Source organism: Leptospira sp. WS58.C1 (assembly GCF_040833995.1).
GTDB classification, from domain to species: domain Bacteria; phylum Spirochaetota; class Leptospiria; order Leptospirales; family Leptospiraceae; genus Leptospira_B; species Leptospira_B cinconiae.
The window spans coordinates 1,768,678-1,782,895 of sequence record NZ_CP162137.1 but is presented as its reverse complement, the minus strand read 5'-3'; the positions used below and the strand labels follow the sequence as shown (position 1 = coordinate 1,782,895).

Sequence of the window (14,218 nt, the reverse complement as noted above, 5' to 3'; positions counted from 1 at the left end):
TTGTCGAAACAGGGCTTGTTCAAAATCATAGAATTGGAGCGTTTTTTCGCGGATGAATAAAGCTTTAGAAATAAAAAATTTGGTGAAGACCTACGCCGGGGGAGTGCAGGCCTTAAAAGGGATCGATCTGACTGTGGACGAAGGGGACTTTTTTGCCCTTTTAGGTCCGAACGGTGCGGGTAAATCCACTACGATCGGTATCTTAAGTTCCTTAGTGAACAAAACTTCCGGAAAAGTGAAAATTTACGGAGCGGATATAGACACGGACCTTACATTAGCAAAATCTTATATCGGTGTGGTACCCCAAGAATTCAATTTTAATATATTCGAGAAAGTAGAAGATATAGTTATCAACCAAGGGGGATATTACGGTCTTTCCAGAAAAGTGGCGGTAGAAAGAACCCGTAATTATTTAAGACAACTTGGACTCTACGAGAAAAGAAGAGAAGGTGCAGGCAGACTGTCCGGTGGAATGAAAAGAAGGCTTATGATCGCAAGAGCCTTAGTGCATAATCCGAAAGTTTTGATCTTGGATGAGCCGACCGCCGGTGTTGATATAGAATTCAGACGTTCTCTTTGGGACTTCTTAGTAAAACTGAACGAATCCGGGATCACGATCATTCTTACCACACATTACTTAGAAGAAGCCGAAAATCTTTGTAAGAAGATAGCGATCATAGACCAAGGAAAGATCGTGGAGAATACTTCCATGAAAGAACTTTTGGTAAAACTGGATACTCAAACGTTCGTATTGGATCTACAACAACCGCTCTCATCCGCGATAGATCTGAACGGATTCCATTTGAACAAAGTGGATGATCTCACCTTGGAAGTGGACGTCGGAAAGAACAATTCATTAAACGAACTATTTCGACTTTTAGACAAAAGTGGGATCCAAATCACAAGTATGAGAAATAAGTCGAATCGATTGGAGGAATTATTTTTGAAACTCGTGGAGAAAAAACTGTGAACTTCCAAGAAAAATTCAACGCATTCTCCACAATCGTTCGAAAAGAAACGGTCCGCATCCTAAGGATCTGGATCCAAACATTGATCCCGCCGGGTATTACAATTTCCTTATACTTCCTGATCTTCGGAAAATTAGTGGGTTCTCAGATCGGAGATGTAGGAGGTCATACCTATATCCAGTTTATCGTTCCCGGACTAGTAATGATGTCGGTCATACTGAACGCTTACAATAATGTGGTATCTTCCTTTTTCGGAGCGAAATTCGGAAAGAATATAGAGGAACTTCTAGTTTCCCCTACTCCGGCTTATTTGATCGTGCTTGGATATTCTATAGGTGGAGTGATCCGCGGTGTTTTAGTAGGATTTATCGTAACGTTGGTGTCCTTATTTTTCACCGAATTAAAACTGTACGACGCGGGAATAGTAGTGATCACAGTAGCACTTTCCGCTTTGATGTTCTCTATGGGAGGATTTTTGAATGCTTTATATGCCAAAAAATTCGACGATGTAACCATCATTCCCACATTCATACTGACTCCTTTAACCTATTTGGGCGGAGTATTCTATTCTATCAAAATGCTTCCGGACACTTGGCAGATCATTTCTAAGTTCAATCCTATTCTGTATATGGTAAACGCATTCCGTTATGGATTTTTAGGAGTAAGCGATATAGATCCGTTAGAAGCTATCGGACTTTTAGTGGTAGGGACCATTCTACTTTATTCCATCTCCGTATTTTTACTAAGCCGTGGATACGGTACGAGGACCTAAAGGTATGCAAGATATATTTATAGAAATGGAAAATCTTTTGAGAAACGGACTCTCTCCTTCCGAACTGCGGATAGAGGATTTTTCGGAACAACATGCAGGTCATTCCGGAAACCCGACCGGAAATACAAGAGGGACTCATATCCGGATCTTTATCACGAGTCCCGAGTTCCGGGGAAAATCCCTTTTGGAACAGCATAGGTCCGTTTACCGGATCATGGATCCATTCCTAAAAGAATGGGGAGTCCATGCTTTGGAATTAAAGACTTCTACCCCTTAGAAAAAAGATTGTCCGGGAAGAGATTCTAAAAAGTGCTGATAGTAAAAGAGTCTAAGATATAACAGATGACTGTCCAAGAAATTCGGGAAAAAATCCAAGCAGGACTTCCGGGCTCGGAAGTAGAGATCCAAGATCCGTACAACGACGGAGTACATATCAAAGCGATCGTAAAGTTTTCCGGATTTGCCGGAAAGTCCGTCGTGGAACAACACAGAATGGTATACGCCACGTTAAAGGACGAGCTGAAAGCCGAAGTCCATGCCTTAGGTCTGGAAACTAAAGTATCATAATTATTAACAGATAGGAACAAGTATCATGGATAAAGAATTACAAGATAAGATCGAAGGATTGATCGCTTCTAAAAAAATATTTCTGTTTATGAAAGGGACCCCTGACGCTCCTATGTGCGGTTTTTCCGCCGGAGTGACCAACGTTCTAAGAAGCCTGGGTGCTGATTATAACTCGTTTAACGTTCTTTCCGATATGTCCATCAGAGAAGGGATCAAAGAATTCGCAAACTGGCCTACTATTCCTCAGTTATATATTGACGGAGAATTTATCGGCGGTCACGATATCGTTGTAGAAATGGCAAGAAGCGGAGAACTCCAAAAAAAAATCGGTGCCTAATATGATGAAACTCTTCCAATACGATACTTGTCCTTACTGCGCTTTTGTTCGCGGTCATTTTTCGGAAATGGGCCTAAAAGAAGGTAAGGACTACGAATTGGTTGAGGCCAGCAGAGGAACCCCAGGCAGAGAGGAGGTCCTACGTTTAGGAGGACTCTCTCAGGTTCCTTTTCTGGTAGACGGCGATATCAAAATGTACGAGTCAAGAGACATCGTAGACTATGTAAAAAGTAAGATCCAGAAATTAAGGACCGTAACCTAATACATCCAAAATTTTTTCTCCTACCTTTCTATTCTTGCCCAAATAGGGATAATTATGAATATATAATACAGGATTGAAATTCAACTCTAAGATCCTATAATCCCCCTCAGACTCCAGATCCTTTACTATAATATCCACACCGCAGATCTTCGCTTTGACCGCTTTTGCAGCTTCTACCGCTAGTTTTTTATAGGAAGAATGTGCGTTATCAGTCACATCCACTGAATCTCCACCTGTGCTGATATTGGAGTTTTTACGAACAAATACGATCTCTCCGGCTTTCGGGACGGATTCGGGTTTTCTGCCGGACTCGTTTAGAACATTCAGTTCAGTTTCATCCAATCGTATTTTTTCCAGAGGGGTCACATGCCCCACTCCTCTTCTTGGATCTGAATTTTTTTCCTCGATCAGTTCTCGGATGTTTTTTTTACCGTCACCGGTAACGTTCGCTGGAATACGATTACATACTGCGACACACTCGTCCCCGATCACTAAAAACCGATATTCGTTTCCTTCCACAAACTCCTCTACGATAGCGGTTTCTGAAAATCCGAGCGCTATTTCCAACGCCTTCTCCTTATCTTCCGTTGATGAAGAAGGTGGAAGAATACTGATCCCGATCCCGAAATTTGTAGTCACCGGTTTTACCACCATCTTTCTATCCGAATTTTTGTTTAAAAATTCGAGTCCGGAATTCAGGTCGGAGACTGCAGTTCCCTTGGGCACAAGTATATTCGATTCTTCTAAAATACGTTTCGTGATGGTCTTATTTTCCATCACAAGGAAGGTCATATAGGAATCCAGCTCCGTTTTGGAGGCTTCCTTTACGAGTCTTGTGATCCCTTTTCCTGAAAGTCGGATAAAATGGCTAGGACGATCTAAGATCTCTACTTCCAATCCCCGGTTGAGTGCATCTCGGATCACAATCTGAGTGGAAATCTCCAGATCCTCAAATCCTTTCAGGATGAATTCATTCGGATCTAGTTTTTGTCCCGGTTCCAGTTTGTATTTCAATGGTTGCAGATCCTTGCGGTCGGATTCTTCTTTACTTTTTCGGATTCTTCTATTTTTATTTTTTCCGCCAATGACTTTTGGACTTCTTTAATAAACATATTAAATTTGCCCGGAGTTAGCTCCATCTGTGATTGGTTTCTATAATTTTCTTTAGCCAGATGGATCCCAAGATCCCTAAATTCCCAGTTTTCGTTCAGGATACGATCCATTAGTTTTCCGGAAGGAGTACACGAAGCGTCTTCCCAACGTTTATTCATAATGTTTAAAATTTCTTGGTAGAATCTTTTTCCCGTATGACGATCCAATTCTTCCGCAATAGGTAAAAGACTTTGGGTAAATTCCTTTCCACGGGATATAAAATCTTCTTCTTGCCCGTCATCATCTAAAACTTTTAGCCCAGGTTTTCTCCCTTCCCAAATGATCCTTTTTGTATTTTCTCTGATCCTTAGTTTTTCCTTTTGGTCTATAGATTTGCTTTCTTTCAATAACCCATCCAATAATATCATCTGAATATAACCAAGGCTTGGTTTGTGGATTCCCGTAGGCGATTCAGGTTGGAGATCCAAACAACGGATCTCAATGTATTGGATTCCTCTGCTTTGGAGAGCGTCGAGGGGTCTTTCTTCGTTTTTAGGGATCTGTTTAGGACGGATCGGAGAATAAAATTCGTTTTCTATCTGCAGATAATGGTCGTTCAGTTGGTTCGGAATTCCGCCAAATCCCTGGTATTTTGAATAGGGAGTGCTGACTGCGTAACACATCCCGTCTATATATTCTTTTAAAGAATTGTAATTAATAGGAAGTTCATCCTGAACTTTGCTTGTATATCCGATCTCGCTCATTCTCAACGAAGTAGCGTAAGGGGCATAATAAGTATGTTCCTTATGTTTTACAAAAGGGAAATCGCTATTCACAGGCAGAAAGGTTTCGTCAAAAACAGGAGTGGCTCCGGTTAGATATAAAATTTCAGGAACCCTTCGCATAAAATTCCGGGTAACGGAAAGATATAATTCCGAAATCTCCTCCTTGGTGAATGCATGGATCTCTTTTCCTAAAATTTGTTTTAAAAACAGATTTGAGAAGGAAAAATTATAATGAACTCCCGAGATGGTTTGCATCCTTCTTCCATATCGCAGACCTAATCCGTTCCGATAGACGGTTTTCCATTCTCCGGAAAAAGAATGACCGTATTGTCCGAGAGGAATATCCTTATCTTCTTTAGGAAGAATCGGAGGCATACTAAAAGGCCAGATCCATTCATCTTTCAAATGTCTGGAAGTGAATATATGCAGATCTTGTAATTCTCTTACGATCGCCTCAATCCTAGGTCTAGGGTTCGTAGCGAATTCAAGTTGAGGTTCCGAAAAATCCGTCTTGATAAAATGGTTTGTCAAGCTGGAACCCAAGGATTCCGGATGAGGAGTAGTAGCAATCCTTCCGTCGAAAAATATACGCATACTTTCCTTTTCCAAACCGTGTTTTGCTTTTACAGCATGACGCAGATTCGGAAATACCGGAGTTTTGGCGGATCGATTCATTTTATATTCCTATATTTCTTTTTTTTAATATTATTCCCCTAGAGGGATCCCGTCTCCCCTTGGGTCTGCCGCACCATACAATGTACCATTCTCTCTCTTTACGCAGAACAATTTTGCCATATTATTTCCAAGACGGACTTCATGTTTTTTCGCTTTTAACTGGTTAAAAGTTGCAGTATCAGTCGCGGGCCCTTCGATAGAAAGTGCATCCGGAAAGAATTGGTGATGTATCCTTCCCCTGGCAACGGATTCATACAATGTAAGATTTAAGTCTAAATTAAATAAAATGGATTGTAAAACCGCATTTACTATGTACGACCCCCCCGGTGCACCCGTGACCAAAAATGTCTCCCCATTTTTAAGAACGATGGTAGGAGACATGGAGCTGAGAGGTGTTTTTCCCGGTTGGATGGAATTTGCTTCCGCACCGATGAGACCGTAGACGTTCGGTTCTCCCGGGGAACGGCTGAAATCGTCCATTGTGTCATTTAGAACAAATCCGTATCCATCCAATACAACAGCCGCGCCAAATCGATAATTGATAGAATGTGTGGTTGAGACCGCATTTCCTTCGGCATCCACTACCGAAATATGAGTGGTTTCGGGAGATTCCGCTTTTAAGTTCAGTCTGTTTAAATATGTGGAGCTAGGCGTCGCCTTCACTGGATTGAAATCCGAAATTTTTTCTTTGGCATACTCGGAAGAAATCAATGTGTCTACCGGGATCTTAGTAAATCCTGGATCTCCTCCTAGGACCGCTCGATCCGAATATCCTCTTCTCATAACTTCCGCTAGGAAGTGATAATAATCACTTGTGGAAAAATCGAACATAGAATGAAGTTCTTTCGTTTCCAACATCTTTAGCATTGTAAAAAGATGAACACCGGAAGAAGGAGGAAACATAGTGAGAATATGATAATTTCTATAAGTAATCTCTAACGGTCTTTCCTCCTTTACCTTATAATTTTTCAGATCGGTAAAATGAATGGAGCCCCCATTAGCAGAAACTTCTTCTGCGAAGGCTTTCGCTATTGCTCCGGTATAAAAATCCTTGTCTCCCGTTTCCGAAATGATCCTTAGAGTTTTTGCAAGATCTTTCTGGACGAGTACATCTCCGGATTCCGGGATTTTTCCTCCAGGTAGAAAAATCTTTTTCATTCCAGGGCTCATGTCCTGTTCCGATTCTTGGATTGCTTCCGAAAGATCCGGATAAACCACAAATCCTTCTTCCGCCAATCGAATTGCCGGCGCTAAAACCTCCCTTAAAGGCAGTTTTCCGAACTTCTTATGGATCTGCACAAGTCCGGCCACCATTCCGGGAACTCCTACGGATTTGTATCCGAGCAAGGATTCTTCCTTGGGACGTCCCTTATACATATTACGATTCGCTAAAGAAGGCGCCCTTTCTCTAAAATCGAAAGCGTACGATTTTCCGGTTTTTGCATGATGATAAACTAAAAATCCGCCTCCCCCTATTCCTGTAGATGAGGGACGTGTAACGGAAACCGCAAAAGAAGAAGCGACCGCCACATCGATCGTATTTCCACCCTTTTTATAGATCTCCAATCCAACCTTGGAGGCGTCTACGGAATCGGTGGAGATCATGATCTTTTTGGATTCTGCAAACAAAGTGTTCGGATCTATGCCGAACTTGGGAGCAACAAGATTTTGTGTGGAAACTTCCCTTCCCTCGATGAATAGAACGTTCTTCTTGCAAGATACGGAAGTAAAAAGAAGTAGAATTAAAAATAGAAGGAAACTTTTGGGAATAGGTCTAACGGTTCTAAAAGACATTATTTTTCTCTAGAACGGAAGACTAATTTTAGTTCCTCGTTTTGTATTTCCAAATTCACAACGCCGCCGTTTTTTAATTCTCCGAACAGGATCTCTTCCGAGAGTTTTTTGGAAATATTGGAATCTATCCACCGCTGTACAGGTCTTGCCCCGAAAAGAGGATCATAGGATTTTCTGGCAATCCAATGCAGGACTTCCTCTCCATAATGGATTTGGATACTTTTTTCTTTGAGTCTAGTTTCCAGAAGTTCTAGCTGTTTGCGAACCACTTTAGAAACGGTGCCTTCATCCAAAGCGGAGAATTCAATAATAGCGGTAAGCCTATTTCTGAACTCAGGAGAAAACTGCTTTTCGATCGCTTTTAGCCCTCTATCAGTCAAAGCTGTATTATCGAATCCTAATGGATTGGAAGCCCTTTCTCTGGCACCCGTATTTGTCGTCATGATCAGAATAACCTGTTTGAAATCCGCTTTCCGACCATTATTGTCCGTGAGGGTAGCGTGATCCATGATCTGCAAAAGAATATTATAAATATCCTCATGCGCCTTTTCGATCTCATCTAATAGAAGAACACAATGCGGAGTGCGAACGATTGCATCCGTCAATTGACCACCTTGTTCGAAGCCAACATAACCGGGAGGAGAACCGATCAGTCTAGAAACGGTATGTTTCTCCATGTATTCACTCATATCGAATCGAATGAATTCTACACCCAAAATTGCCGCGAGTTGTTTTGATAATTCGGTTTTTCCTACACCTGTAGGACCCGCGAACAAAAAAGAGCCCACGGGTTTTCCCGGCTCAGACAACCCGCTTCTGGAAAGTCGGATCGCTTGGACTAGCTCTATCACTGCTTGGTCCTGTCCGTAAATTTTACGTTTTAATTCTTCATCTAATACTTTTAGTTTTTCCCTATCATCGGCCTTTACCGTTCTAGGAGGAATTTTAGAAATTCTGGATACAAGTTCCTCTATCTCTTTTACGCTCACGATCTTAGACTTGGAACTTTCCCTTAGTTTAACTTTTGCACCTGCCTCATCTATGAGATCGATCGCTTTATCGGGAAGTTTACGATCTAAGATGTAACGTTCCGCAAGTTTTGCCGCTTCTTCCACAGCTTGGTGAGAATATTTTACGGAGTGAAATTGTTCGTATTTTGGCAAAAGTCCTTTTAATATCTGGATGGTCTCTTCTACACTTGGTTCGTTTACTTCTAATTTCTGGAATCTCCTAGACAAAGCATGGTCCTTCTCGAAGATCGCCTTATATTCCTTGTATGTTGTAGTTCCAATACAACGAAGTTCCCCGTTAGAAAGTGCAGGTTTCAAAAGGTTAGAAGCATCCAAGGATCCGCCGGAAACAGCTCCCGCACCTATGATCGTATGGATCTCATCCACAAATAGTACATTGTCCGGGTCGGAGGAAATCGCCTGCACAACATTTTTCAGTCTTTCCTCGAATTCTCCTCTGAACTTGGTTCCCGCGAGTAGAAGTCCCATGTCCAAAGAATATACTTTCGTATTTTTTAATACATCCGGGACCTTTCCGTTTACGATCTGGAGTGCAAGTCCTTCTACAATTGCGGTCTTTCCGACTCCGGCATCTCCCACAAAGATCGGATTGTTTTTGCGACGTCTCGCGAGAATATGAATGGTTCTTTCGATCTCCTCGGCTCTTCCGACAAGCGGATCCAATTTACCTAAACTCGCTTTTTCCGTCAAATTTACACAGAAATCAGACAAAGGATCTCCGCTTTGTTTTTTGGAAGTCTCGTCTGTTGGAATTCCTTCTCCTACCTTCTCGCCGGATTTTTTAATTCCATGAGAAATATAACGAACCACATCGAAGCGGGAAATATCCTGTCTTGCTAAGAAAAAAACCGCGTGGGACTGATCCTCTCTGAATAGAGAAGCGAGAACATAACCCCCATCCAATTTTTTCTTTTGAGTGGATTGTACATGAAATGCAGCTAACTGAAGAACTCTCTGTGCTCCTATCGTATATTCGGGCTCTATTTCTCCGAAACTTTCCGGAACCGATTCCATTTCGGTATCTAAATATTCTTTCAGCTCGGAACGTAACTGGTCTAAGTCCGCCCCGCAGGCAAGAAGGACTTCCGCTGCAACAGGATCGTAGGTTAATGAAAGAAGAATATGTTCAAGAGTAATATATTCGTTTCTTCTTCTAAGGGCTTCCGTTCTCGCTTGGCCCAGAGATTTTTCCAGTTCTTCGGATAAGGTCATGATTCTTCCCCTTCTTCAATTTCCATCTGGCAATGCAACGGATGTCCATGTTCCTCTGCAAGCAAATGTGTCTCGTTCACTTTAGTTCTAGCCACGTCATGAGAATAGACTCCACAAAGAGCCTTTCCGGTCGTATGCGCCTGCAGCATAATTTGTTCGCTCTCGACTTCAGTCCGATAAAATACCACGCGGAGGATCCAAACCACAAACTCCATAGGAGTATAATCGTCGTTTAAGATCACTACCCTATACTTTGCCGGTTTTTTAAGTTTCAGTTTCTCCTTTGTGAGAACCTGTTCTTCGGTTTTTAAATCGCTCATTGGTATTCGGATTCTCCCCTCAAGGCCTCTTCTTTCAATGGGGAAGAAAGATTGGTTTCCCTTATCATTTCCTGCATATGCATTCTTTCGCTTTCTAAAAAACGTTCAATCGCATTTCGAGCCTGGTCATGGAAAATAAAATGGGAGCTATAAGTAGGAACGGCAGGAAATCCTCTTAAAAATTTCTGCTCCCCCTGTGCCCCGGCTTCAAAAATCTCAAATCCGTTCTTGATTGCATATTCAATCGGAGCATAATAACAACATTCGAAATGTAGAAAAGGATAATGGGAAGAAGAGCCCCAATATCTTCCATACAACTTCTTTCCTTTTTTCAGATTGAATGTTCCGCCAATCGTATCCCCGTCCTTCTCCGCTAAAAATAATACCAGATTTTGTGAAAATTTATCTAAAATGATCTTAAAGAATTTTCGGTTCAGGTAAGGAGATCCCCATTTTCGGGAATAAGTCTCCGTATAAAAAGTATAGATAGAGTCCATATCTTTCTCGGAGATTTCTTTCCCTTCTTTACATAAGATCCGAATTCCCGATTCTTTGATGGTCTCTCTTTCCTTTTTGATCTGGATCCTTTTTTTGGATTTAAAATCCCCCAAAAAATTTTCGAAACTGGTATAACCCCGGTTCTTCCAATGAAATTGATGAGTGATCCGAGTGGAAAATCCCTGTTTTTCTAAAGCTCTAGCCTCTTCTTCCTCTAAAAATAGGAAATGAATACCGGAGAGTCCTTCTTGTTTCGCATTTTCTAATAAGGGAGGAAGTAATACATTTAACGCTTCTTCCGCAGATACATTATTTCTTCTTAATATTTTTTTACCGTTCACAGGAGTAAATGGATACGCTACAAGACCTTTGGGATAATAAGAAAGCCCGTTTTGGGAGAAAAAATTTGCCCAAGAATGATCGAAAATATACTCACCATACGAATCAAACTTACGGTAAAAAGGAAGAGCGGAGTGAACTCCTATCTCGTCTTCTGCCATCCAATACTCCGGATGCCAACTTGTCTTTTTACCTACGCAGGAAGAAAGTTCCAGTGAATGGAAAAATTCATGATTGGAAAAAGGATTTTCTGGATCTCCTAAAAGATTCCAGTCCTCTGCCGAAATTTCTTGGAGAGAGGATATCCTGGCGATCTTGATTTTATCGGGCATTTGCTATTTCTTGGACGTTTTGGAGCCTTCTATCGTTCTCTCTGACTCCGAAAAAAAACGTTTCAACTTTTCGAGAGAACGATGGACGATCACTTTTATATTGGATTCGGAAAGACCTGTGGATTCGGAGATTTCTCGCACCGATTTCCCTTCCAGCTTTGCCATAGTCAGAATCTTTTTTTGTCTAGGGTCTAGAACATTCAGCCAAGATTCCAGTCCTTGAAGGACCTCCCACCTGTCCTCTATGGAGGTTTTTTCCTCTTGCGCAAAACCTTCCATTTCCGTAGAGACTATTCTATCTCTGGTCCCTTTTCTGCGGATATAGTCTATGGTCTTGTATCTGGCAATGGAGAAAAACCAAGGTGCAAACGGTTTCTCCCTTCTATAGGTAGCCCTAGCCTTGTGGATACCGATTAGAATATCCTGGATCAGATCCTCTCTATCTTCCTTGTCACGTACCTTGGAGCTTAAATGATTGTTTAATATTTCCCTGCATTTGGATAGTAGGAGTTCATACGCCTTGGAATCGCCTTCTTGGGACATGCGCATTCTTTCCGAAAGAATTTGCCAGATATCTTGCTTTTCCGCCATGTAACCTTATGCAGTTTGACTCGAATCAATTTGTGAGTCGTATAAAGAAAGCTATTGGACTGGATTTTTTAAGGATGTCCAATCTTTCTTACTTTCATACGGAAAATCTAAATCGGGAGGAAGCATGTCAAATTCAGAAACGGACAAGACTAACAAACTGATTCAAACATTGAGTTCCAACCTGGAAAAAGGGAGTCTGAATAGAACCAACCTTTTTCTTTCCTGTTTGGGTCTAATTTTTTTGGGAATTGCCTTGGGATGGTCCGCTTCCAACGTAATTGGCCGTAGCCATGCTTTCCCGGGTTGGTGGCCTGAACCTGCATTAATATTAGTTTGGGGAATCTTCTCCGCTTATCTTTTCAGCAAACTTGCTTTCCCGGAGGAAACCTCCGTCTGGTTTTTTTGGGTTTCAGGGCTCTTTCTTGCAGGTTGGGCTATTTATATTATAAACCGAATTTTAACGGAAGAAACTTCAGCCCATATTCATTTAGGATTTTGCTCGGGAACTTTAGCAATGACTTCCATTCTATTCGGAGCCGGGGCTTGGTTTCTCCTAAAAAAAATGGCGAGTTCTCGACCAGGGCTTTCCGGATTTTTATTCTTAAACCTTTTATTAGCAACTTCCAATCTATCCTTAAAATTTATATGTTCGGTTCAAGATCCTTCCCATATTCTACTTTCGCATGTAATCTTTACATTGATCTGGATCGGGGCATTATACATTCCCATCCGAAAAAAATTCAGTTGGTAAGTTTTAGTCCATAAACTCCCAGGCTGTTCTAAGTTCTCCTTCCGATTCTACAGTTTCGAGTAAGTCTTTAAAAAATTCGTTTTGCCCTAGGGTGGAACCGTCACCCACCATCACTAAAAGATTTTTAGCTCTGGTCATTCCTACATTCCATCTTCTGGTTTCGGCTAAAAATCCGATCTGACCTTCCGGATTGGAACGAACCAAACTAAAAACCACTGCATCCGATTCCCTTCCTTGGAAAGAATCCACAGTCTCCACTTCCAATTGAGAAGAATACTCCGGAAGTATTTCCTCCAATTTTTGTTTCAGAAGATATCTTTGGTATCTATAAGGAGAAAGTAAGATCAAATTTTTAGGAGTCCATCCCGCATCCAAAATTTTTTTCACCATATTTACCGTGAACTCCGCTTCCCAAGGATTCCCCAAACTACCTTCCGAATTTTCTTCGGCGGTATCCGTTCCGGAACTATCTAAAAAAATGAGGCTAGAGCCGAACGGCTCTCCGGAATCGAAAGGAATATTTTTCCTAAGACTTGGTTCCAATCCTGATTTTAGTTTATTCTGATAAAACATACGATTCGGGAAAGCCTGGATCGGATCGGTCATTCTATACTGTGTGTCTAAAAGAAATACTCTTTCCTTATCTTCGAAAACGGGAAGAAGTCTCTCCATTAAAGAAACTTTAAGCAATGGATCTTCCGAGATAACGGTAGGAGGAAGCTGAAACGGATCTCCTGCTATTACAAACTTCTCCGCTTTTAAGATGGGGATCCAAGATGATGGTTCGATTGCCTGGCTTCCTTCATCCAAAATCGCATAATCAAAATGTAAATTATGAAGTTGGTAAGAAGAAGCCCCCGTATGAGTACATACGATCACCGGATGGGACTTCAATAAATATCGGATCAGCACCTTCTGTCTTTCTTTGATACTTTTTCGCAATGTATCCGCTTCTTTATAGAGACTTTTTCTTTCCTCCGCCTCTTCCTTTCCGAAACTTCTTTTGTATTTACGGGCCTTCTTCAATAATTCCTGGACTTCTTTTCTATCCCTTTCGATCAGTTTCGCTTCCGAAGAACGATTTAATTTCATCTCCAATGAGTTCTGAAGAATGTCCGGATGCATCCTAGCGGGATGACCGATCCTCAAAACAGGTACTTTCAGTTTTTCTAATGATTCAACAAGCAGATCCGAGGCGGAGTTTGTAGGCGCGGAAGCTAGTATCCTTTTCCCTTCGGAGGCTAAGATGCGGATCGCTTCTACGATCGTTTTAGTCTTCCCGGTGCCTGGAGGACCGTGAATTAAAATAAAATCTTCCGTTTGTAAAATTGCAGATACCGCTTTTTTTTGGGAATCGTTTAGATGTTCCGATAGATTAGAAAGAGGTTTGAAATTCGGTTTAGAAACTTGTAATTGATTGGAGAATAGATCCGCAAAGTATTTCTCTCTGGAACCTTTTTTAGCGGAGATCACTTTTTCTAATGCGCGATCCCATTCTTTAAAACTCGTTTCATCCGGAAGGATTTCCAAAGCGAGTTTACCATCTTCTACCCAGTCCGGGACTTCTTCCATATAGACCTGGTAAGAGTCTTCGTTCGCTTTTAGTAAGACGGAGATATATTCCTCAGCTTCTTTTACGATGCGTACGGGAGTTCCGGGTCTGAAAAGTTCGGGAATACTTTTGGACTTAGTCGGTTTTAGTAAAACCTTCCAATTTCCGTCTGCACTGAGCTCTGCGTCTTCGAATACTAATGGAAATACGGTGAAACCGTCTTGGACTCTTTGATTGAGATCGGAGGAAGAAATTTTTTCTTTATACTTATCCAGCTCCGCTTTTCTTTCTTTTTTTAAAGATTCACGTAAGGCGGAATAATAAGATTCTTCCATTCCAA

At 41.5% G+C, this 14,218-nt stretch carries 15 protein-coding genes; 7 read left to right on the top strand and 8 right to left on the bottom strand.

Annotation, left to right across the window (positions count from 1 at the left end):
* The first annotated feature begins 52 nt into the window (after positions 1-52).
* From AB3N61_RS08080 to AB3N61_RS08055, 6 genes are all read left to right on the top strand, one after another.
* Positions 53-970, top strand: a complete 918-nt coding sequence (locus tag AB3N61_RS08080) for an ABC transporter ATP-binding protein (protein WP_367898989.1) — start codon at positions 53-55, stop codon at positions 968-970.
* The gene (locus tag AB3N61_RS08075) at positions 967-1,740 is read left to right on the top strand and encodes an ABC transporter permease (protein WP_020768241.1); all 774 of its coding nucleotides are present in this window, start codon (positions 967-969) and stop codon (positions 1,738-1,740) included. The genes AB3N61_RS08080 and AB3N61_RS08075 overlap by 4 nt, the downstream gene beginning before the upstream one ends.
* Positions 1,741-1,744: 4 nt before the next feature.
* The gene (locus tag AB3N61_RS08070) at positions 1,745-2,017 is read left to right on the top strand and encodes a BolA family protein (protein WP_367898988.1); all 273 of its coding nucleotides are present in this window, start codon (positions 1,745-1,747) and stop codon (positions 2,015-2,017) included.
* A gap of 65 nt (positions 2,018-2,082) precedes the next feature.
* A complete protein-coding gene (locus AB3N61_RS08065; protein WP_020768343.1) occupies positions 2,083-2,307 on the top strand; it encodes a BolA/IbaG family iron-sulfur metabolism protein in 225 nt (74 codons plus the stop codon).
* A 25-nt stretch (positions 2,308-2,332) separates the two neighbouring features.
* On the top strand, positions 2,333-2,644 hold the full coding sequence (gene grxD, locus AB3N61_RS08060) for a Grx4 family monothiol glutaredoxin (RefSeq protein ID WP_020768119.1): 312 nt from the start codon (positions 2,333-2,335) through the stop codon (positions 2,642-2,644).
* 1 nt (position 2,645) lies between these two features.
* A complete protein-coding gene (locus AB3N61_RS08055; RefSeq protein WP_036088697.1) occupies positions 2,646-2,906 on the top strand; it encodes a glutathione S-transferase N-terminal domain-containing protein in 261 nt (86 codons plus the stop codon).
* Here the strand turns inward: AB3N61_RS08055 and gshAB are convergent.
* The 7 genes from gshAB to AB3N61_RS08020 are packed head-to-tail and all read right to left on the bottom strand — an operon-like array spanning position 2,889 to position 11,575.
* Positions 2,889-3,929: a bifunctional glutamate--cysteine ligase GshA/glutathione synthetase GshB gene (gene gshAB, locus AB3N61_RS08050; RefSeq protein WP_367899071.1), complete on the bottom strand. Its 1,041-nt coding sequence runs from the start codon at positions 3,927-3,929 to the stop codon at positions 2,889-2,891. The genes AB3N61_RS08055 and gshAB overlap by 18 nt on opposite strands.
* Positions 3,917-5,458, bottom strand: coding sequence for a glutamate--cysteine ligase (gene gshA / locus AB3N61_RS08045; protein ID WP_367898987.1), 1,542 nt, complete (start codon positions 5,456-5,458; stop codon positions 3,917-3,919). Before gshA ends, gshAB begins: the two co-directional genes overlap by 13 nt.
* Positions 5,459-5,488: 30 nt before the next feature.
* Positions 5,489-7,252, bottom strand: coding sequence for a gamma-glutamyltransferase (ggt, locus tag AB3N61_RS08040; protein WP_367898986.1), 1,764 nt, complete (start codon positions 7,250-7,252; stop codon positions 5,489-5,491).
* Positions 7,252-9,495 carry an ATP-dependent Clp protease ATP-binding subunit ClpA gene (clpA, locus tag AB3N61_RS08035; protein WP_367898985.1) on the bottom strand — a complete coding sequence of 748 codons (2,244 nt, stop codon included), beginning with the start codon at positions 9,493-9,495 and terminating at the stop codon, positions 7,252-7,254. Before clpA ends, ggt begins: the two co-directional genes overlap by 1 nt.
* Positions 9,492-9,815 (bottom strand): ATP-dependent Clp protease adapter ClpS, encoded by a 324-nt coding sequence (gene clpS, locus AB3N61_RS08030; RefSeq protein ID WP_020768389.1) that lies wholly within the window; start codon positions 9,813-9,815, stop codon positions 9,492-9,494. The genes clpA and clpS overlap by 4 nt, the downstream gene beginning before the upstream one ends.
* Positions 9,812-10,984, bottom strand: a complete 1,173-nt coding sequence (locus tag AB3N61_RS08025; RefSeq protein WP_367898984.1) for a GNAT family N-acetyltransferase — start codon at positions 10,982-10,984, stop codon at positions 9,812-9,814. Before AB3N61_RS08025 ends, clpS begins: the two co-directional genes overlap by 4 nt.
* 3 nt (positions 10,985-10,987) lie before the next feature.
* The gene (locus AB3N61_RS08020; RefSeq protein ID WP_036088693.1) at positions 10,988-11,575 is read right to left on the bottom strand and encodes a sigma-70 family RNA polymerase sigma factor; all 588 of its coding nucleotides are present in this window, start codon (positions 11,573-11,575) and stop codon (positions 10,988-10,990) included.
* A 124-nt stretch (positions 11,576-11,699) separates the two neighbouring features.
* Between AB3N61_RS08020 and AB3N61_RS08015 the strand changes: the two genes are divergently transcribed.
* Positions 11,700-12,326, top strand: a complete 627-nt coding sequence (locus AB3N61_RS08015) for an NrsF family protein (RefSeq protein ID WP_367898983.1) — start codon at positions 11,700-11,702, stop codon at positions 12,324-12,326.
* 3 nt (positions 12,327-12,329) lie between these two features.
* Here AB3N61_RS08015 and AB3N61_RS08010 read toward each other — a convergent pair whose 3' ends face one another.
* Positions 12,330-14,213: an AAA domain-containing protein gene (locus AB3N61_RS08010; protein ID WP_367898982.1), complete on the bottom strand. Its 1,884-nt coding sequence runs from the start codon at positions 14,211-14,213 to the stop codon at positions 12,330-12,332.
* Between the last annotated feature and the right edge of the window lie 5 nt (positions 14,214-14,218).